The 19616-nt window shown below is 71.2% G+C and carries 15 protein-coding genes and 1 pseudogene; 11 read left to right on the top strand and 5 right to left on the bottom strand.

The window, feature by feature from the left end:
* The first annotated feature begins 26 nt into the window (after positions 1-26).
* The 3 genes from FHS29_RS18310 to FHS29_RS18300 all read left to right on the top strand — a co-directional run bounded on the left by FHS29_RS18310 (position 27) and on the right by FHS29_RS18300 (position 4679).
* Positions 27-971, top strand: a complete 945-nt coding sequence (locus FHS29_RS18310) for a DNA polymerase domain-containing protein (RefSeq protein ID WP_184691920.1) — start codon at positions 27-29, stop codon at positions 969-971.
* A gap of 325 nt (positions 972-1296) precedes the next feature.
* Positions 1297-2283 (top strand): patatin-like phospholipase family protein, encoded by a 987-nt coding sequence (locus FHS29_RS18305; protein ID WP_184691919.1) that lies wholly within the window; start codon positions 1297-1299, stop codon positions 2281-2283.
* The gene (locus tag FHS29_RS18300; RefSeq protein ID WP_184691917.1) at positions 2280-4679 is read left to right on the top strand and encodes a protein kinase domain-containing protein; all 2400 of its coding nucleotides are present in this window, start codon (positions 2280-2282) and stop codon (positions 4677-4679) included. Before FHS29_RS18305 ends, FHS29_RS18300 begins: the two co-directional genes overlap by 4 nt.
* Positions 4680-4714: 35 nt before the next feature.
* On the opposite strand, the gene FHS29_RS18295 is transcribed toward FHS29_RS18300, so the two are convergent.
* A complete protein-coding gene (locus FHS29_RS18295; protein ID WP_184691915.1) occupies positions 4715-5413 on the bottom strand; it encodes a hypothetical protein in 699 nt (232 codons plus the stop codon).
* 203 nt (positions 5414-5616) lie between these two features.
* Here FHS29_RS18295 and FHS29_RS18290 point away from each other — a divergent pair, with 203 nt between their 5' ends.
* From FHS29_RS18290 to FHS29_RS18280, 3 genes are all read left to right on the top strand, one after another.
* Complete coding sequence (locus tag FHS29_RS18290; protein ID WP_184691913.1) at positions 5617-6918, top strand: M28 family metallopeptidase; 1302 nt, start codon at positions 5617-5619, stop codon at positions 6916-6918.
* A gap of 496 nt (positions 6919-7414) precedes the next feature.
* Positions 7415-10015 carry a rifamycin-inactivating phosphotransferase gene (gene rph, locus FHS29_RS18285; RefSeq protein ID WP_184691911.1) on the top strand — a complete coding sequence of 867 codons (2601 nt, stop codon included), beginning with the start codon at positions 7415-7417 and terminating at the stop codon, positions 10013-10015.
* A gap of 351 nt (positions 10016-10366) precedes the next feature.
* Positions 10367-10822: a DUF4383 domain-containing protein gene (locus FHS29_RS18280; protein WP_184691910.1), complete on the top strand. Its 456-nt coding sequence runs from the start codon at positions 10367-10369 to the stop codon at positions 10820-10822.
* 252 nt (positions 10823-11074) lie between these two features.
* On the opposite strand, the gene FHS29_RS18275 is transcribed toward FHS29_RS18280, so the two are convergent.
* From FHS29_RS18275 to FHS29_RS18265, 3 genes are all read right to left on the bottom strand, one after another.
* Entirely contained in the window at positions 11075-11212 is a 138-nt protein-coding gene (locus FHS29_RS18275; protein WP_184691908.1) for a hypothetical protein, read from the bottom strand.
* A 53-nt stretch (positions 11213-11265) separates the two neighbouring features.
* Positions 11266-11622 carry a hypothetical protein gene (locus FHS29_RS18270; RefSeq protein WP_221456209.1) on the bottom strand — a complete coding sequence of 119 codons (357 nt, stop codon included), beginning with the start codon at positions 11620-11622 and terminating at the stop codon, positions 11266-11268.
* Positions 11623-11786: 164 nt separating this feature from the next.
* A complete protein-coding gene (locus FHS29_RS18265) occupies positions 11787-12389 on the bottom strand; it encodes a DinB family protein (protein WP_184691904.1) in 603 nt (200 codons plus the stop codon).
* A gap of 310 nt (positions 12390-12699) precedes the next feature.
* Here FHS29_RS18265 and FHS29_RS18260 point away from each other — a divergent pair, with 310 nt between their 5' ends.
* Positions 12700-13893, top strand: coding sequence for a thiolase family protein (locus FHS29_RS18260; protein WP_184691902.1), 1194 nt, complete (start codon positions 12700-12702; stop codon positions 13891-13893).
* Positions 13894-14037: 144 nt separating this feature from the next.
* Here FHS29_RS18260 and FHS29_RS18255 read toward each other — a convergent pair whose 3' ends face one another.
* Positions 14038-14442, bottom strand: coding sequence for a VOC family protein (locus FHS29_RS18255; protein WP_184691900.1), 405 nt, complete (start codon positions 14440-14442; stop codon positions 14038-14040).
* A gap of 131 nt (positions 14443-14573) precedes the next feature.
* Between FHS29_RS18255 and FHS29_RS18250 the strand changes: the two genes are divergently transcribed.
* The 4 genes and pseudogenes from FHS29_RS18250 to FHS29_RS18235 all read left to right on the top strand — a co-directional run bounded on the left by FHS29_RS18250 (position 14574) and on the right by FHS29_RS18235 (position 19471).
* A complete protein-coding gene (locus FHS29_RS18250; protein ID WP_184691898.1) occupies positions 14574-15266 on the top strand; it encodes a TetR/AcrR family transcriptional regulator in 693 nt (230 codons plus the stop codon).
* A 97-nt stretch (positions 15267-15363) separates the two neighbouring features.
* Positions 15364-16131 (top strand): annotated as a pseudogene (locus tag FHS29_RS18245) (oxidoreductase); the annotation flags it as partial.
* A 235-nt stretch (positions 16132-16366) separates the two neighbouring features.
* Positions 16367-17932 carry a PH domain-containing protein gene (locus FHS29_RS18240; protein ID WP_184691896.1) on the top strand — a complete coding sequence of 522 codons (1566 nt, stop codon included), beginning with the start codon at positions 16367-16369 and terminating at the stop codon, positions 17930-17932.
* Between the two features lie 30 nt (positions 17933-17962).
* Positions 17963-19471, top strand: coding sequence for a hypothetical protein (locus tag FHS29_RS18235; RefSeq protein WP_184691895.1), 1509 nt, complete (start codon positions 17963-17965; stop codon positions 19469-19471).
* Positions 19472-19616: the final 145 nt, after the last annotated feature.

Here is a 19616-nt window from a genome sequence, read left to right as displayed (position 1 = left end):
CGTCGCCGACCGGGGAGGGTGTGGGAGTGGGTGCTGCGGAAGAACGCGACGGCGTGTCGTTGACCAATCTCGACCAGCCGTTGTTCGACGGCGCCGAGGCCACCAAGCGGGACCTGGTGGACTACCTCGACGGGGTCCGGGAGCGGATCCTGCCGGGGTTGACCGGCCGGCCGTTGTCCGTGGTGCGGGTGCGGCCCGGCCAGGAGCCGTTCATGCAGAAGAACCTCCCCAAGTACACGCCCGAGTGGGTGCGGACCACGCAGGTGTGGGCCGAGGCGTCCAAGAGGCGGATCAACTACGCCCTCTGCGACGACCGGCGCACGCTGCTGTGGTTCGCCAACCAGCGGGCCGTCGAGTACCACGTGACACTGCCCCGGGCCGACGACCGGCAGCGGCCCTCCTACCTCGTGCTCGACCTGGACCCGCCGGAAGGCGAGAAGTTCGCGTCCGTCGTCGGCGCGGCGCGCCTGGTCCAGCGGGCACTGGCCGACTGCGGGCTCGGCGGCGCGGTGAAGACCAGCGGCGCCAAGGGATTGCACGTCTTCGTGCCCATCTCCGCCAGTGACGACGACGCGGCGGCGGCCACCCGCGCGCTCGCGGCACGGGCGGAGCGGCTGGACCCGGCCATCGCGACCACCGCGTACATCCGCGAGGAACGCGAGGGGAAGGTGTTCCTGGACTCCACGCGCGCGTACGGGGCGACCGTGGTGGCCGCGTACAGCCCGCGCATCCGCCCCGGCGCACCCGTGTCGTTCCCGGTCGCCTGGGACGACCTGGACCGGATCACGCCGCGCGACTTCACCCTCCGCACCGCGCTCGACCTGCTGGGCGACACCGACCCGTGGGCCGAACGGCTGCCCGCGCCCCAGACCCTGCCCGCGGACCTGGTCGAGGAAGGCCGCGGGATCCCGGTGGCACGGGTCGTCGCGATGCACGAAGGCAAGCGACGGGCCCGCGAACGGCGCGGCTAGTGCCCCGCCTCTCAAGTCCGCTCTCGAATCACGTCACGTGATGAATTCGATCGGCCGCATTCACCAGCCCACCCCGAGGAAGCCTCGCAATCGCCGATATTCGACGCCTGATTCCACCTCGAATTGATTGGACGTCGACCGGACTCGAACCCGCATCATCCGACGCGGTGATCGGCTACCGTGGCCACGTTGACCCTTCTTTCGGAGGCGTTGTCCCATGGCGTGGCCAAGCAGTGTGCGCAGGTGGCGCACGGCTCTACCCGGTGCACATGACGCGGATCCGAGTACAACCCACGCGGAATCGCATTGGTCGGCGGACCACCCGGTGCGCGACGTATTGCACCGGCGCCGGGCCGGCGGCAGTAAACCCGGCCGGCGGTCGGACGGGTTCAAAGTCGGACTCGCCATCGAGGGCGGCGGCCTGCGCGGGGTGGTCTCGGGCGCGATGCTCAGCGCGCTGGAGGACATGGGTTTCGCCGACAGCTTCGACGACGTGTACACGTGCTCGTCGGGCGCGGTGAACGGGGCGTACTTCATCACGCGGCGGACCTGGTTCCCGTTGTCCATCTACTTCGACGACCTGACCACCGGCGTGTTCCTGGACTTCCGGCGGGTGTTCCGCGGCGCGGGTCCGATGAACCTGGAGTACGTGTTCGAAGAAGTCCTGGCCGTCCGCAAACCCTTGGACTACGCCGCCATCATCGCGGCACCGCAGCGTCTGCACGTCATGGTCACCATCGTCGACGAGCTGCGCACCCTCGACGTGCACGAGTTCCACTCGCCCGAAGACCTGCGGTCGGCGTTGCGCGCGAGCACATGGCTGCCCCTGGCGATCCGGGGCACCACCGACTTCCGGGGGCAGCGCGCGATCGACGGCGGCGTGCTGCGGTTCCACCCCTTCCGCGCGGCCGTGCTGGACGGCTGCACGCACGTCCTCTCGTTGAGTACCAGGCCGATCGCCCCCTCCCAGGCCGGCACGCCGCTGATCAACCGCCTGGTCGCCCGGCACCTGGAGCGGCTGCGTCCGGGCCTGGGCACGGGCTTCATCACCTCGATGGACGACTACCGCCTCCAGGACCGACCTCGCCTCGCCCGCAGCCGGCTGCACCCGGGCGAACCCGCGATCCTCGACCTCGCGCCGCTCCCCGGCACACCCGAGGTCAAACGGCACGAGGTCGACCGGGGCAAGCTCCTCGACGGCGCGCGGTCGGCGTACCGGCTGGCGCACGAGGTGCTCGAAGGCAAGGACGTCGTCGTCGTGCCCCGGCTCACGGTGTACCCGCCGAGGTCCGACGCGGAGGGCCCCACATGACCGACATCCGCACCGAGCCCACGGGTGCCGATGTCCTGCGCCACGTGCTGCGCCACGTCCTGCGCCTCGGGCGACACGACTCGGAGAGCCGGGCGCTGCGCGAGATCCACGAGCTGTGCGGCAGCGCGGCCGAGTGGCGGCAGGTCCTGGTGCGGATTCCGCTCGACAAGCTGTCGTTCCAGCTCGAGGCGGGCGTCGAGCGCGCGACCGCCATCGCGGCGCTGACCGGTTGGTGCCGCAGCTTCAAGACCCGTCGCGCGGGCGGTCACCAGCGGCACGAGTCCGAGGTGTTCGGGTACCTGTCGGTCCTGCTGATCACGCTGACCACCATGGCGCAGTCCGACGCCGGCGCGGCCCAGGAGGCCCACGACTGCCAGGGCGTGTGCCACCCCCTGGTCCAGGACGACTCGGTGCGGCGCGCCCTCGTCGAGCTGTACTCGCCGGCCCGCACCGCCGAACACCACGTCGGCAGCGAGTGGGCGGTCGTGCGGGACGCGCGGTTCGAGTTCCACCGGCACGGGTCGACGTCGTTCCTGCTGCGCGGGAAGCCCGGCCAGGTGACCGCGCGGCACACCGAGTTCGCCCTCAAGTGCGTGCTCTTCCCGTACGCCGACATCCCGGTGATCGCGGCGAAGACCCGCTCCTACGAGACCGACCACAACTCGCTCGACGCGAGCGGGCGGACAGTCGGCCACATGGTCCGCGTCTGGGCGAGCACGGACAACTGGATCCTCATGGACTTCGCGGAGGGCCGCACCCTCGCGGAGGAGATCGACGAGCTCAAGCGGGAAGCCGCCCTCCCGGTGGTCGGCCGCTTCCGGCGACGGCAGCCGTCACCGGCCGGGAACGTGCGGCTGGACCTGATCCGCAAGGTCGGCCTGCCCCTGCTGACCGCGTTGGCCGAACTGCACCGGTCCGGCAAGCGCCACGAGGACCTGTCGCCGACCAACGTCATCGTGCACCGCCGCGTCCCCGACCGCGACGGCCGGGCCTACGACCTGACCTTCGTGGACTTCGGCCGCAACTACCTCTACAGCGGGGCGTTCGCGGGCCCGCGCACCGCGCAGAGCGCGTACGTCGCGCCGGAGGTGCGCGCCAACTCCGAGGACGTGGCCAAGGCCGACCTGTACTCCCTCGGCCACATCCTGATCGCACTCGGCGACGTCGGCGCGAACCGCGACGACACCATCCCGGACCGCTTCTACGGCCAGGCACCGCTGATCGCCCGCGTCGTCGAGGACCTGATCGACGTGCGCCCCGACCGCCGACTGCTGGTCTTCCCGGTCCCGATCGACGACGCCGACGTCTACCACTACCTGCGGCAGGTGCTGGAACAGGAACTCGACGTCACCCAGGCCGCGCTGGTGGACGACCCCGACCTGCGCCCGCGCGCCATCCCCTACGACCGGCACACCGTGACCGAGACCGTGCGGACGCTGTTCCCGGCGTCCCGCGAACCCAAGCGACGACGGCGCATCTACCGAATGCGCAAGCAGCAGGGGGTGCTCGCCGATCCGCGGAGGTCGATGCACGCGCGGTGGCTGCTGTTCTTCTCGGTGGTGTCGTCGCTGAGCTACTTCACCAGTACCACGGTCTGCGTCCTGTGGTTCCTGCGCGACATCGGCATCGACGTGCTCGGCCCGCCGGTGCAGCTGGTGCTGCGCCCCTGGGACGTGCCGCCGGGGGTCATCCCCCTCGTCGACGACCTGCGCGTACCGGACTACAAACTGGGGTTGGTGTGGGAGAACCTCCCCGCCCGCATCATCGGCCTGAGCTTCGCGCTGGCGTCGGTCCGCTACTACCAGAACATCCTGAGCGGTGTCACCACGCTGGTGGCGAGGTCATCCGCGTTGCCGGGGGCACCGCTGCGGATCGCGGCGGAGATCGCGATCCGGGCCATGGCGCCGTGGGCGTCGTGGCTGATCCTCTGGGTGAACCTGGTCGACGTGCGGGACTGGCCGCTCAGCACCGCCATCGGCTACTCCGGGGTCGTGTTCTCCAACGTGCTGTGCGCGGCGTTCGCGACCCGGTACCTCGCGCTGGCCCGGGCAGCCGAGCTCAGCACCGTGCCGCCGGAGCACCAGAAGATCATCGGTCTCGACGCGTTCCGGCAGTGGGGACCGACGGTCACCCTGTACAGCGTGACGGTGTGGGTCTTCGCCTACCTGATCATGAACGGCACGCTCAAGGACACCTACGTGTACGCCCTGTCGGTGGCGCTGGTGAACATCGGCCTGTTCTACGTGCTCAAGACCGGCATCAACGCCCTCGACGTGCGCACCGGCCTGAACCGCTGCTTCCTGGCGGCCGAACGCCTCCGCTACGAGGCAGAGGCGAACCACCGCCCGCGACCCCTCGCCGCCCCGAAGCATCCGGTGCACGCCAACCCGGACTGAAGCGGCCCGGCGCACGGCGGCCGGCACGTCCGACGTCAGCCCTCCAGCGGCTTCTTCAACGCGGGCACCCGCTCGGCCCCGTACCGCTGCGCCAGCACGCCGTCCAACATCTCCTCGACGGCCACGCCCCGCTGCTTGGCGGCATCGCGCAGCGCGTCGTCGGCGTGCGCGAGGAGCGGACGCGGGTCCATCCGCCACCGGCCGCCCTCCTTGGCGAACGGCAGCTCGATGTCGGTCTGCTTGCCCTGCATGACCATCAGCGCGGTCGCGGCGTCGCCGTTCACGGTGATCTCGCCCAGCTCCGCGCTCCGGGCGTTCTCCCCGACGAGGTTCTTCTCCACGGCCGACTTCACCAGGTCGGCCGGTGACGCGGCGCGCAGGGTGGCGGCGTCGAACTCGGCGCGCAGGGCGTAGACCACGAACGCGCTGGACGGCGGGAGGGCGCCCACCTTGTCCGCGCCCCCGGTGAGGGCGAGCACGCGGCTCTCGTCGTAGAAGCGGTGCATGCCGGCGGAGAGCAGGTTCACCGTGGCGGCACCGTCCTTCGCGAGGGCGGCCTTCTTGTAGTCCTCGAACGCCGTGCGGACCGCCGCCGTCTCGTCGGCAGCGGCCGTGCCGGCGGTCGGCGAGGCACCGGACGAGTTCGTCGGGGTCGTCGGGGCGGGGGTGCCGCTGCACGCGCCGACGACGAGCACGGCGCACAGGGCGAGCAGGGTGTTCCGGACAGGGGTCACGTTCCGCAGCGTAGTGCCTGGTCACGTGCGTGCGTCCAGCCTTCCGGCGTACCGCCGGGATTTTATTCCAGTCTGCACTGAAGTCATGGAATAAACAGAGATGTCGTTTTTGCGTCCGAACGTGCCACAACGAACGTCGCTACCGCCGGATGGTCCCAGCCCGCAGGCTCATCGTGGCTATCCCTAACCCTGCGGAGGCAGCCATGTCCCTGAAGCGGACGACACCGTTGGCGAGCGCACTCCTGCTCGCCGCGGCCCTGCTGAGCCCACCCGTGGTCACCGCGGCCCCGGCCGGCACCCTGGCCGTGCCGGACATCTCGCTGGCCAACGTCCAGGCCCACCTCAACAGCTTCCAGACGATCGCCAACAGCAACGGCGGCAACCGGGCGCACGGCCGGCCGGGCTACCGGGCGTCGATCGACTACGTCAAGGCGAAGCTCGACGCGGTGGGCTACACGACGTCCGTCCAGCAGTTCACGCACAGCGGCGCCACCGGGTACAACCTGATCGCCGACTGGCCGGGCGGCGACGTGAACAACACCCTGATGTTCGGCGGCCACCTGGACAGCGTGGCCGCGGGCCCGGGCATCAACGACAACGGCACCGGGTCGGCGGGCATCCTGGAGGTCGCGCTGACCGTGGCGCGGGAGAACCTCAAGCCGCAGAAGCACCTGCGGTTCGGCTGGTGGGGCGCGGAGGAGCTGGGCCTGATCGGCTCCAACTACTACGTCGCCCAGCTGCCGGCCGCCGAGAAGTCGCGGATCAAGGGCTACCTGAACTTCGACATGATCGGCTCGCCCAACCCCGGCTACTTCGTCTACAGCGCCAGCGGCCAGCCCACCGGCTCGGCCCAGCTCCAGCAGACGCTGCAGGCGGCGTTCAGCGGCGTCGTGGCGACCGAGCTGACCTCGGTCGGCGGACGGTCCGACCACGCGGCGTTCGCCCGCGCGGGCATCCCGGTCGGCGGCCTGTTCACCGGCGCGGAGACCATCAAGACCTCCGCGCAGGCGTCGAAGTGGGGCGGCTCGGCGGGTGTCGCGTTCGACCGGTGCTACCACCGCTCGTGCGACACGACCGCCAACCTGGAGACCACCTCGCTGGACCGGATGAGCGACGCCATCGCGTACTCGCTGTGGACGCTGGCCGGCGTCGGCACCCCGCCGGCGTCGAAGTTCGAGAACACCGACGACCTGGCCCTGCCGGACCAGGCCACGGTGGAGAGCCCGATCACCGTCTCCGGCGTCGCCGGCAACGCGCCCTCGGCGCTGGTCCTGGGCGTCGACATCACCCACACCTACCGGGGCGACCTGGTGATCGACCTGGTGGCGCCGGACGGCACGGCGTTCCGGGTGAAGAACTCCAGCAGCGACAGCGCCGACAACCTCGTGACGACCTACACGGTCGACGCCTCCGGCGAGGCCGCCAACGGCGTCTGGAAGCTGCGCGTCCGCGACGCGGGCCCGCAGGACGTCGGCACGCTGAACAGCTGGTACCTGCAGTTCTGAGCCGGCACCGGCGGCGGGGCTCGTCCGGAGCCCCGCCGCCGGCAGGCTGAACCGTCCGGTGGCGGTGCCCCGGTCCGCGACGTGCCGGACGTGCCCGTCACCGTGGAGAGACGATCAAGGCAGTCCGCGACGGGTTCGGGTGTTCCCTGAAGGACGCCGTGGAGCGGTTCAGCCCGCGGACCGGGTCACTGCGGCGGACCAAAGCACTGCGGCGGACCAGGCCGGGCGGCTGAGCACCGCTTCCCGGGGTTGGACCCGGTGATCGACGGCACGGCAAAGAGGCCGACCATTCCTGCCACTTTCAACATATAGCAGAGAGGGGGTCTTGCGGCAAGACCCCGGTCGTACCGCAGAATCACCGGCCGAAGCCGGAACCTGCGGAAATGAGGACTCCATCAACAAGCTGTCACCACAGGCGAATAAGCCCGGTCCCGAGGGTCGGGGGGCGGAAGAGGAGCGAGACAGGCCCGATGGGGCGGACGGGGAGGGTGAACGGGTGGGCAGCTACGTGCTCGGTCTTCAGGAGGTCGACCGGACGCAGGTCGCTGTGGTCGGCGGCAAGGGCGCGCACCTGGGGGAGCTTTCGCGGATCGAAGGCATCCGCGTGCCGGCCGGGTTCTGCGTGACGACGGACGCCTTCCGGCGGATCATGGAGGACGCGCCGTCCATCGGCGATCGGCTGGATCGGTTGTCGCGCCTGGAACCGGACGACCGGGAGGCGATCAGCACGCGCAGCGCGGAGATTCGAGACACCCTCGAAGGGATCGTCGTCCCCGACGACGTGGCGGCGGCGATCACCGACGCACTCGCCGGGCTCGGCGAGCGGACCGCCTGCGCCGTCCGGTCGAGCGCGACGGCGGAGGACCTGCCGGCGGCCTCCTTCGCGGGCCAGCAGGACACCTACCTGAACGTGGTGGGGCCGACGGCGGTCCTCCGGCACATCAGCCGGTGCTGGGCCTCGCTGTTCACCGAGCGGGCCGTGACCTACCGGCTGCGCAACGGCTTCGACCACCGCAAGGTCCACATGGCCGTGGTCGTGCAGCAGATGGTCTTCCCGCACGCGGCCGGCGTCCTGTTCACCGCCGACCCCGTCACGTCCAACCGGAAGGTCGCCTCCGTGGAGGCCGGCTTCGGCCTCGGCGAGGCCCTGGTCTCCGGCCTGGTGAACGCCGACAGCTACCAGGTGCGGGACGACGAGGTCGTCGCCAAGGCGGTCGCCGCCAAGAAGCTCGCCATCCGCGCCGTGTCGGGAGGGGGAACGCGGGAACAGGCGATCGAGCCCGCGCGGCAGGAGCAGCCGGCGCTGACGGACGAGCAGGTCGTGCGGCTCGTGCGACTGGGTCGACGGATCGAGGCGCACTTCGGCCGTCCCCAGGACATCGAGTGGTGCCTGGTCGACGACGGCTTCCAGGTCGTCCAGAGCCGGCCGATCACCACGCTGTTCCCCGTGCCCGAGACCGGCGACGGGGAGAACCACGTCTACGTCTCCGTCGGTCACCAGCAGATGATGACCGACCCCATGAAGCCCCTGGGGCTCTCGCTGTGGCAACTCACCACACCCCGGCCCATGGCCGAGGCCGGTGGGAGGTTGTTCGTCGACGTCACCCGGATGCTGGCGTCGCCCGCGAGCCGGGTCGACCTCATGGGCGCCGTGGGGAAGTCCGATCCGCTGATCGGGGACGCGCTGCGGACCATCGTCGAACGCGACGGCTTCCTCCCGACGCTCCCGGACGACGGTCCCGGCGAGCAGGTGCCGGGCGTCGCGCCGGCCACGATCGAGACCGATCCGGCCATCGTCACCGAGCTGATCGGGCGCGGCGAGGCTTCCGTTGCCGCGTTGAAGGGAGAGATCCGGGCGAAGTCCGGACCCGAACTGCTCGACTTCATCCTGTCGGACATCCAGGAACTGCGACGGATCCTGTTCGATCCGCAGAGCCACCAGGCGATCATGGCCGGGATGCAGACGACGTGGTGGCTCAACGAGCGACTGCAGGAGTGGTTGGGCGAGAAGAACGCGGCCGACACCCTCACGCAGTCCGTCCCCCACAACGTCACCTCGGAGATGGGGCTGGCGCTCCTCGACGTCGCGGACGTGATCCGCCCGTACCCGGAAGTCGTCGCCTTCCTGCACGACGTCGAGGACGATGGCTTCCTGGACGAGCTGGACGGGCTCACGGGCGGGCGGGAGGCACGCGACGCCATCCGGGCCTACCTCGACAGGTACGGCATGCGCTGCGTCGGCGAGATCGACATCACGAGGCCGCGCTGGAGCGAACGCCCCAGCACGCTCCTGCCCATGCTCCTCACCAACATCAGGAACTCCGAGCCGGGCGCCGGCGGACGCCGCTTCGAGCAGGGGCGGCAGGAGGCGTGGAAGAAGGAACAGGAACTGCTGGAGCGCTTGCGGGCCCTGCCGGACGGGGAGCGGAAGGCCGAGGAGACCAAACGGAACATCGATCGCGTCCGGACGTTCGCCGGGTACCGGGAGTACCCGAAGTACGGCATGGTCAGCCGCTACTTCGTCTACAAGCAGGCTCTGCTGGGCGAGGCCGAGCGCCTCGTCCGGGCCGACGTGCTCGGCGAGGTGGAGGACATCTTCTTCCTGAGGTTCCAGGAACTTCAGGAAGTCGTGCGCACGAACCAGGTCGACGGCGAGCTCATCCGTCGGCGCAAGGAGGAGTTCGGGTCGTACCAAGCGCTCACGCCGCCCCGGGTGCTCACGTCGGACGGCGAGGCCGTCGCCGGAGCGTACCGACGCGACGACCTGCCGGCCGGTGCGCTGGTCGGCCTGCCGGTTTCCGCCGGGACCGTCGAAGGACGGGCACGGGTCATCCTGGACCTGGCAGAGGCCGATCTCGAACCGGGCGACATCCTGGTCACGGCTCACACGGACCCCAGTTGGTCGCCCCTGTTCGTCGCGGTCAAGGGCCTGGTGACGGAGGTCGGGGGCCTGATGACCCACGGTGCCGTGATCGCACGGGAATACGGCCTGCCGGCCGTCGTCGGGGTGGAACACGCCACGCGCTCGATCCAGGACGGGCAGCGGATCCGCGTGAACGGCACCGACGGGTACGTCGAGATCCTGCCCGCGACGTGACGAACTGAGCCATCGCCACGCTGACCACCCGGTCGACGTCCCAGGGCACGGCACTGGACGTCGACCGGGACGGTCACCGGGTCAGGCGCGTGCCACCGTTGAGCGGTCTCGGGCGCTGATGGCGGACTCGGGCAGGTGGGCGGTGTTGCGGCGCTTCGTCCTATCCGGCATCCGCGGTCCCTCCGGCACACCCGTGTGCCACCTGCGGCCTTTCGGCACATCGGCACGACGTCCGCAGGGCCGTCGCTCGTTGGAGCAGATCCCGATCAGTTTCACCCGGATGGGCGACAAGACCGGGTTTCCCACCACCCCTACGGGTACCCGATCACCGGGGCAAGGGAAGGACGGACGATGGCGAATACGACCATCCGCACCGGTCGGCGTCCGGTGCAGGCCGCCGCGCTGCTGGTCGGTGTGGCATTCCTGGCGGTCGGCGTGCTGGGGTTCATCCCCGGCGCGACCTCTGGTGACCTGGCGTTCGCCGGGCCGCATTCGCACGCGTTGCTGTTCGGCGTGTTCGCGGTGTCGGCGTTGCACAACCTCGTGCACCTGCTGTTCGGGGTGCTGGGTGTGCTCGCGTCGGCGCGGCGCGGGCCGTCTCGCATGTTCCTGGTGGTCGGCGGTGGGCTTTACCTGCTGCTGTGGGTCTACGGCTCGATCATCCACGAAGGCGGGCCGTTGCCGGTGAACGCGGCGGACAACTGGCTGCACTTCGGGCTGGGGGCGGCGATGGTCGTGCTGGGTGTGGCGACAACGGCGGTGGAGCGGTCGCGCGGGCAGTACCCGGGACCTGAGCAACGGGGCTGACTCCCCCGGGCGACACCTGCCGGACGTCACCTGTCGAATCGCACCCCGGGCGTCATCGGTGTCACGAGACGTCACGGGGTGCTTCGTCCGGCTTGAGCCGATGGTGCCTTGGGGGCGGCCGTCGCCGGGTTGCCGGCCGCCGGTGACCACCTCCCTGGGTGCGCAGCAGCACCTCGATCCAGGAGCGGGAACGCCGTCCGGGTTCTTGGCGGGAGTTCTCCGGTGTCCCCCGGACGGTCGGACCCCGCAGGGTCAGTGCTCCTCCGCCTCCTCCGACTCCGGAAACGGGTCCGGCGTGGTCTGCCGCAGGTCCCGCGCGATGGCGTCGGCCTCGTCGATGAGCTGCTGCGTGCGCTCCAGCTGGCGCTCGTCCGGCTCGGGTGTGGTCATCCGGCACCTCCTTCGTGCCCGAGTAGTGCCCACCGGAAGACGCGGCTAACCGTTCATCGATGCCCGCCCCAGGGAGGCTTGTCGGACCACCACGTGGGCTGCGGGTGGACGAACGGCACCGCCAACACGAGTCCCAACGTCATCAACACCCCGAGCACCGTCACCGGCCACGCCCAGGCCCGTCTGGTGCTGATCGCCTTCTCGCAGACGGCCTTGTGCACCGGCACCTCCGCTGCCCGCTCCCCGTGCGGGTCATAGGTGATGGAGCCGTGCAGTCCGGTGACCGCGCTGCCACACATCAACTCCTCGCCGCCGACCTCCTCCTCCATGGTGAGGAGCAGGCCGCCCGCGCCGACGAGGAGCAACAGCCCCGCGAGATACGCGAGCGCACTGTGCAGGACAGGGTCCATACGCCACTCGCCGCGTACCGTCATGCCCCTATCCTGCCTGTTCACGGCTCCGCAGTCGGCTGGAAACTTCCCCTTTCCCCGGCCTCGCACCAAGGTCGAGTCATGATCGACGAAGCGGGCCGACCGTGCTGCCCCCGCCACGATCGGATGGCCGGGCGAACCTGTCAGGACGCGGTCGGATCGGCTGCCCTGGCCGCCCGCTCGATTTCCACCCGCCGGGCCTCCCAGAAGGCTGCATCCTGCCCCCGCCGGGCCATGCCTTCCGCGTCCATCTCGACCGCGCCGTCCAACTGCTCGCGCAGGATGTCGGCGTGCCCGGCGTGCCGACTGGTCTCCGTGAGCACGTGGACCAGAACGTTGAACAGCATCACGTCAGGACGCGGCCACCAGGGCACGTGGCCGGGCGAGTCGATGGAGAGAGCAGCGATGGTCGCGTCGGAGTGTTCCCAGACGCGTCGGTAGCGATCGATGATCTCCTCGCGTGATTCGTCCTCGGTCGCCCACAAGTCGGTACCGCGCTGTTCGAGATCGTCCCACCGGGGAACGGGCTCGGGGAACGGACGATCGAAGACCTCGCCGAAGTACCGGGACTCCGACACCGACAGGTGCTTGACCAGCCCGAGCAGGTTGGTTCCGGTCGAGGTGAGGGGGCGACGGATGTCGTACTCGGACAGCCCGTCGAGCTTCCGGAGCATCGCCTCACGGATCTCCCGCAGGTCGCTGTGCAGGTACACCTTCGCGAAGTCATCGATCACGGGTACGAGCATGCACCAACAGCCCCGCGCCCAGCCTGCAAGGCCTTGGCCATGCCGTGGTTCCGCTGCTGTGTGGGCAGGTTCGTCACACGTCCCCTCCGGGATCCTGACCGAGACCGCACGGGTCGAGCGCCGGAAATCCCGTCAGGTGCATCCGATCGCACGCACGGTGCCGGGACGACGGTCAGCCCCGAGTCGTCGCGGTGGTGCCGAACGGCCGCAGCCTCGACGTCCGTAGGTCCACCCAACGCGTCACAGTGGGTTGTGAAATCCAACTCAGCAGGTGTAGACCTTGATTTCAGCTTCGATGCGAGGAGGGACCATGAGGGACGCGGTGATCGTCGACGCGGTGCGCACGCCGGTCGGCAAGGGCAAACCCGGCGGAGCGCTGTCCGGCGTCCACCCGGTCGACCTGCACGCGCACGCCATCCGGTCCCTGGTGGAGCGGACCGGCATCGACCCGGCGCTGGTGGACGACGTGATCAGCGGCGCGGTCGGGCAGATCGGCGAGCAGAGCTCCAACACCGCGCGGTGGGCGGCGCTCGCGGCGGGGCTGCCCGAGTCGGTGCCGGCGGTGACCGTGGACCGGCAGTGCGGCAGCAGCCAGCAGGCGATCCACTTCGCCGCGCAGGGCGTGCTCGGCGGGGCGTACGACGTGGTCATCGCCTCGGGCGTGGAGTCGATGAGCCGGGTGCCGATCGGCAGCCAGACCGCCGGCCGCGACTTCCTCGGCCGGGGTGCGGCCGGACGCTACCCGGAAGGCCTGGTGCCGCAGGGCATCAGCGCCGAACTCATCGCGCTGCGCTGGGGTTTCCCCCGCACGCAGCTGGACGCGTTCGCCGCCGAGAGCCACCGCCGCGCCGCGACCGCGTGGTCCGAAGGCCGGTTCGCGGCCGAGGTCAGCCCGCTGAAAGCACCGAACGCCGCCGGCGAACCGGTCGACGTCGACCACGACGAGTCCGTCCGGCCGGCGACCACGCCCGAGGTGCTGGCCGGCCTGCGCCCCGCGTTCCGCGCCGACCACTGGCAGGAGCGCTTCCCCGAACTGGACTGGCGGATCACGGCGGGCAACTCCTCCCCCGTCAACGACGGCGCGGCGGCCGTGCTGATCACGTCCGGCGAGACCGCTGCGAAGCTCGGCCTCCGGCCGCGCGCCCGGCTGCACTCGTTCGCCGTCGTCGGCGACGACCCGCTGCTCATGCTGACCGGCGTCATCCCGGCCACCCGCAAGGTGCTGGACCGCGCCGGACTGTCCCTTTCGGACATCGACGCGTTCGAGGTCAACGAGGCGTTCACCAGCGTCGTGCTGGCCTGGCTGGCGGAAACCGGAGCGGACCCGGCGAAGGTCAACGTGAACGGCGGCGCGACGGCCATCGGTCACCCGCTCGGGGCCAGCGGTGGACGGCTGATGACGACGCTGCTGTCCGTGCTGGAGCAGACCGGCGGGCGGTACGGCTTGCAGACCATGTGCGAGGCCGGCGGCCTGGCCAACGCGACCGTCATCGAACGGCTCTGACCGGGGCGGCGGGCTCGTCCGCCGACCCGGACTCCGACCTTGACTCCCACCCGGACCCCGACCGCACGACCGGAGCCCCGGGCCGTCAGGCGGTCGACGGCGGCGGGTGGCTCCCGTGGGCCGCCCGCCGCCGTGCTCCCCGGTTCACCCCTGGGCGGACTCGTCCATCCAGAACAGCTCCCACAGGTGGCCGTCCAGGTCGGCGAACCCGCGCGAGTACATGAAGCCGTGGTCCTGCGGCTCCTTGCTCGACCGAGCGCCCGCCGCCAGCGCCTTGTCCACGATCTCGTCGACCTCCGCGCGGCTGTCCACGCCCAGCGCCAGGATCGCCTCCACCGCCTTGTCGCTGTCGACGATCTCCCGGTCGGTGACGAACGTCTTGAAGTAGGGCTTGGTCAGCAGCATCGCGTAGACGGTGTCGCCGAAGACGATGCACGTGGCGTTCTCGTCGGTGAACTCCGGGTTGTGCTTGAAGCCCAGGGTGCCGAAGAACTCGATGGACTTCGCGAGGTCGGCCACGGGCAGGTTGACGAAGATCTTGACGGACATGAGGCCCCCACTGTCGGCACTGGCGGACACTGCCGTGTCCTGCGGTAACTTGTGTGTCCGGCGGACACAAGGTGTACCCTAGACACAGCTCGACAACGGGTGCAAGCCCCTGTTTCGGAAGCGGTGTGCGGATGGGTGAGAGCCGGGGCGCGGAGCTGTTGTGGGGTTCGCGCGGGAAGACCGCGCGGCCGCAGAGGCTCGCGCTCACCGTGGACCGCATCGCCGACGCCGCGATCGAGGTGGCCGACGCCGAGGGCATGGCCGCCGTGTCGATGCAGCACGTCGCGGCGCAGCTGGAAGTCACCAAGATGGCGCTCTACCGCCACGTGGCGAGCAAGGCGGAGCTGGTCGCGGTGATGATCGAGTCGGCCGTGGGCGAGCCGCCGGACCTGACGACCGTGCCGGGCGGGTGGCGGCCGAGGCTCGTGCGGTGGGCCGACCTGATGCGCGCGGCCTGGGATCGGCACCCGTGGCTGCCCGCCGCCACGACCGGCGAACGGCTGACCGGTCCGCGCGAGGTCGGGTGGACGGAGTCGGCGGTCGCCGCGCTGGCCGACACCGGGCTGGACGGCAGCGAGCGGATGGACGCGGTGTTCCTGCTCAGCGGCCACATCCGCAACACGCAGTCGGCGGCGACGGCCGGCACCCAGCCGTGGACGGCGGAGAAGCACCTGCGCGACATCCTCCGCGACCACAGCCACCGGTTCCCCGCACTGCTCGAAGCGGAAGGCTCGACCAACGGCTCGGCGCGCGACAACGGCTGGAGCTTCGGCCTGGAGCGCATCCTGGACGGCCTCGCGGTGCTCATCGACAGCCGCCGCTGAAACCGACCCCCGACCGCACCGACCACATCCGGGCCGAGCGGGGGCTGGTCGAGTGGTGCGACGAGGTGCCGGCGGCGCTGCGAGAGGACGACCCGCGATGACCGGCTACCCGAACCTGTTGCGCCCCTTGGACCTGGGCTTCACCACCCCGCGCAACCGGGTGCTGATGGGCTCGATGCACACCGGCAACGAGGACCGCTTCAAGGACTTCGGCGCGCTCGCCGAGTACTTCGCCGAACGCGCCCGCGGCGGCGTCGGCCTGATGGTCACCGGCGGCTCCTCCCCCAATCGCGCGGGCTGGTTCTACCCGTTCTCCTCCAAGCTCTCCACCCATCGCGAGGCGCGCCACCACCGCGTGATCACCGACGCCGTGCACGAGGCGGACGGCAAGATCGCGGTGCGGCTGCTGCACGCGGGCCGGTACTCCTACCACCCGCTGTCAGCGTCCGCGATCAAGGCCCCGATCGGCAGGTTCCGGCCGCGTGCGCTGTCGGACCGGGGTGTGCGGTCGCAGGTCGAGGCGTTCGCGCGCAGTGCCGCGCCGGCCCGCGAGGCCGGCTACGACGGCATCGAGATCATGGGCTCCGAGGGCTACTTCATCAACCAGTTCCTCGCGCCACGCACCAACAGGCGCACCGACCGGTGGGGCGGCAGCGCGGAGAACCGGCGGCGGACCGCGGTGGAGGTCGTGCGGCGGTGCCGGGAGGCGGCCGGGCCGGACTTCGTCATCATCTACCGGCTGTCCGTGCTCGACCTGGTCCCGGACGGGCAGACCTGGGACGAGGTCGTCGGCGAACGGGTGGCCGTGATCGGGGCCGGCGGCATCGGGGTGGACGTCAGCGAGTTCCTGACCCACACCACCTCGCCCGCGCCGGACCTGGACCAGTGGCGTGCCGAGTGGGGCGTCGGCGATCCGGCCGACACTCGTGGCGGGGTGGTGGAGCCGCGGCCGGACGACGGGGCGGGCGAGCCGGGTGCCAGGGCCGGGCGACGACGCGTGCGACGCGGCGCGGCCGGTCCGATCGGCCTCGCACCGGGAGGGCCCCGTGAACGCGGGGCTGGTGGCGGACGGGCTCGTCCCGTGACGGAGGATCTCCGGTATGAGTCGACCGTTCACCACCGAAGACCTGCGCCGCTGGGAGGCGCACGCAGTACCGGCCTGGGTCTACAAGGGCGTGCTGGTGGTCGGCTGGGCGGTGGCCTTCGGTTACTCCATCACCACCACGACCGGCTGCACGTCGGCCACGCCCTGCTACCCGGACCCGTGGCTGTCGGTGTTCGCGGCGGCACTGCTGGCCACCCCTTTCCTGCTGTGGCGCGAACCCGTGGTCGGCTGCGCCCTGGGAGCCGGTTTCGGGCTGGCGGAAGTGCTGTCCGAGTCGCACGAGGGCATCCGGCTGGCCTTCGGGCTGCACGGCCTGGCGTGCGCGCTGGTGGCGTTGTGGCTGGTGGAGGCCCGGCGGGAGCAGCACCGGGTGTTCGGCCGGATCAGCACCCCGACCGTGGTCCCGCACGCCGCACCGGTCCGGTTCACCGGCCGCACGGTGGCCGCGCTGCTGATGCTGGTCGTCGGCGGGCTGGCGCTGGTGAAGTACGTGGTCGACTCGTCCGACCTCGCCGAGCACGCGGCGGCGGCCGTGCCGGTCAGCGCGACGGTGGTCGCGGTCGGCGATCTCGACGTGACGGTGGAGCTGCCGTCGTCCAGGCAGACGTTCGCCGTGCTCGCCCCGGAGTCGTACTCGGTGGGCATGTCCGTGCCGGTGCTGGTCGACGGTTCCTGGGCGGAACTGGTGGCCGAACCCGAGGACGTGACGTTCCCGCTGACCGTCATGTCGCTGACCCTGGGCATGGCCGTCTTCCTGCGGATGCGCGACGTGGCCGGCCGGCGCGCGTGGCAACGCGTGCGGTCCACCCCGTCGGCCTCCGTCGAGGTCCTGGTCCGGGCCGACCCGCGGGGCCGCGCGGTCCTGCACACGGTCGACGGCACGCCGTTCGGCTCGATCCCGGTGACCGGGGCGTTCGACGACGACCGGATGCTCGCGGTGGGCGACCTGAGCTACGGCGGCTGGGTGGTCCTGGTGACCGCCGACCGGGTCCTGCTGCCCAACCGCCCGCTGCGCCCGTTCCACCGGGTGCTCCCCCGCTTCGACGACCCGGGCGAGGAGTTGCTGGGGGTGGCGCTGGAGACCCCGCCGCTGCCGTTCCCGGTGCCGCCGCACCGCCGTGACGTGGTGGCCGGTCGCTGGCTGTTCGCCGCCGCCGTGTTCCTCACCGCCGGCGCGGCGACCTTGAACGGCCCGGTGGTGCTGACCGCCCTGTGGACCGCCGGCACCTGCGCGGTCGCCGGCTGGGTGCGCGGCCGGCCGTCCGCCGTCTTCCACCAGCACCACGCCGCGGTCCGCTCGTGGCTGCGCACCTACCACGTGCCGTGGTCGGAGGTGACCTCGATCCGCCGCGACGGCGACCGGCTGGTCCTGGAGCTCGACTCGGGCGCCCGCTTCACCCTCGCCCCGAGCGGGCGCCCGGTGGCGGAACTGGGCGCCATCGCCCGCCGCCTGCACGACACCGCGCCCCACGGCGACGAGCTGACCTCCCGGTTCGGCGGCGCCCTCCCGGTGGTGGCGATCTTCGCCCTGGTGGCGGGCGCGGTGCTGTGGTTCACGTGATCCGGGGCCGACCTGTGTCAGAGTTGCATGGTGAAACCCGCTCTGCTCGCCGCGCTCACCCGGTCCCGCTCGCTGTCCGAGGCCCAGCTGCGCGGTGTCGTCACCGCGGTCGCGAGCGTGCAGCCGAGCCTGCTGGTGGAGCTGGCCCGACGCGACGACGTGGAAGACGGACTGCGCCGGCACCTGCTGCACGAAGCACCCTCCTACCTCGTGGTCGACCTGCTGGCGCTCTGGCCGGCTGAACCGGACCTGGTGCGGGTGGCCACCGAGGCGCACGGCGCGCTGCCCGACCTGGTCGCCTACTGCGGGTCACGCGGGTGGCCGGCCGCGGCCGTCGAGTCGGCCGCGCTGCTGGACTGGACCGACGTCCGGCAGGCCGCCGAGCTGTGGACGCGGCAGGTGTCCGGGCGGATGCCGGACGCGATCCGGGTCGCGCTGGTCGAGGCCGCGCTGGTCGAGCGCGGCGCCACCCCCGAGTTCTCCTCGCTGACCGAGATCGAGCAGCACGAGACGATCAAGCGGCTGGGCCGGGAGCGGTCCGCCCGCAACGACGTGGCGTGGTCCCTGATGGAAGGGCACCCCGACCTGTGGGTCGACCTGGCCCGGGACGGCGGGCAGGCCACCCGGATCCGCCGCATCCTGCTCACCCGCCCGGAGGAGCTGACCGACGAGGTGCTCCTCGCCTGCCTGCCCGAGGTCCTCACCGAGGAGCTGCGCGGCGAGGAGTTCGCCGCCGGTGAACGCCTGCGCACCGCCGCCCGCCACGCCGCCCGGTGGCCGAGGCTGCGCCGGCTCGCGCCGGAAGCGTTCGAGCGCCTGGTGCACGAGGTCGTGGCGGACGGCTGGGCGCCGGTGGACGACTACCTCGGACCGCAGTGGGAGGAGATCGCCGCCCTCGCCGAACTCAGCTCCGACGCCCCCCTGCTGGCGCAGGCGGTCGCCGCGGCGGCGAACGGACCGTCCGACTACCGCTTGCAGGAACCGGACGAACTGGACAAGTGGTTCGCCTGGCGCGCCGCGGCGATGGAAGCACTCACCGGCAACCCCCTGGTGTCCCGGTCCGACCTCATCGCCGTGGTGCCCGCCCTGGACGAACGCGCTCTCGAAGCCGTCCTGCGCCGCGCGGACGGCGACCTGCGGACCGTGTGCGTCGAGCACCTGACGCGGATCCGCCAGGAGGCCGAGGAGCGACTGCCGAAGTACATCGAGGTGCCGAGCGACGACGAACTGGCCACACTGGACGATCCGGAGGCGGAGCTGCGGGCGCACCTGCGTCACCTGAAAACCCGTGCGGCACAACGGGACACCACGGTCGACGGCCTGCTCCGCTGCCGGTTCACCACCCCGGAGATCCTCGGCGCGCTGCCCGCCTACCGGGTGCTGGAGAGCACCGAACAGGCCGAACAGGTCGCCTGCCTGGTGGCCGAAGCCTGCGGCACCTCCGAGGAACGCTGGCGGAGCCTGGCCGAAGACCTGGAGACCCCGCCCACCCGCACGATGACGTTCGCCGCGTGGCTGGAACGCCTGCGCACGACCTGACCCCGGCCGGTACCGCCCCCCGGTCGGAGCGGCGCAGGGTCGGAGCGGCGCAGGGCGGTGTTGTGGCGGGTCCGCGCGGTGTTGTGGCGGGTCCGCGCGGTGTTGTGGAGCGGGTCCGCGCGGTGTTGTGGAGCGGGTCCGCGCG

This window comes from Saccharothrix tamanrassetensis (assembly GCF_014203665.1).
Taxonomy (GTDB): domain Bacteria; phylum Actinomycetota; class Actinomycetes; order Mycobacteriales; family Pseudonocardiaceae; genus Actinosynnema; species Actinosynnema tamanrassetense.
This window is presented reverse-complemented; position numbering and strand designations above follow the sequence as displayed.

Coding starts and splice junctions, on each gene's coding strand:
- FHS29_RS18275 (WP_184691908.1), bottom strand. CDS start 11,212: ATGACCACACCCGAGCCGGACGAGCGCCAGCTGGAGCGCACGCAGCAG.
- FHS29_RS18250 (WP_184691898.1), top strand. CDS start 14,574: ATGGGTGAGAGCCGGGGCGCGGAGCTGTTGTGGGGTTCGCGCGGGAAG.
- FHS29_RS18280 (WP_184691910.1), top strand. CDS start 10,367: ATGGCGAATACGACCATCCGCACCGGTCGGCGTCCGGTGCAGGCCGCC.
- FHS29_RS18260 (WP_184691902.1), top strand. CDS start 12,700: ATGAGGGACGCGGTGATCGTCGACGCGGTGCGCACGCCGGTCGGCAAG.
- FHS29_RS18300 (WP_184691917.1), top strand. CDS start 2,280: ATGACCGACATCCGCACCGAGCCCACGGGTGCCGATGTCCTGCGCCAC.
- FHS29_RS18240 (WP_184691896.1), top strand. CDS start 16,367: ATGAGTCGACCGTTCACCACCGAAGACCTGCGCCGCTGGGAGGCGCAC.
- FHS29_RS18255 (WP_184691900.1), bottom strand. CDS start 14,442: ATGTCCGTCAAGATCTTCGTCAACCTGCCCGTGGCCGACCTCGCGAAG.
- FHS29_RS18265 (WP_184691904.1), bottom strand. CDS start 12,389: ATGCTCGTACCCGTGATCGATGACTTCGCGAAGGTGTACCTGCACAGC.
- FHS29_RS18270 (WP_221456209.1), bottom strand. CDS start 11,622: ATGGACCCTGTCCTGCACAGTGCGCTCGCGTATCTCGCGGGGCTGTTG.
- FHS29_RS18290 (WP_184691913.1), top strand. CDS start 5,617: ATGTCCCTGAAGCGGACGACACCGTTGGCGAGCGCACTCCTGCTCGCC.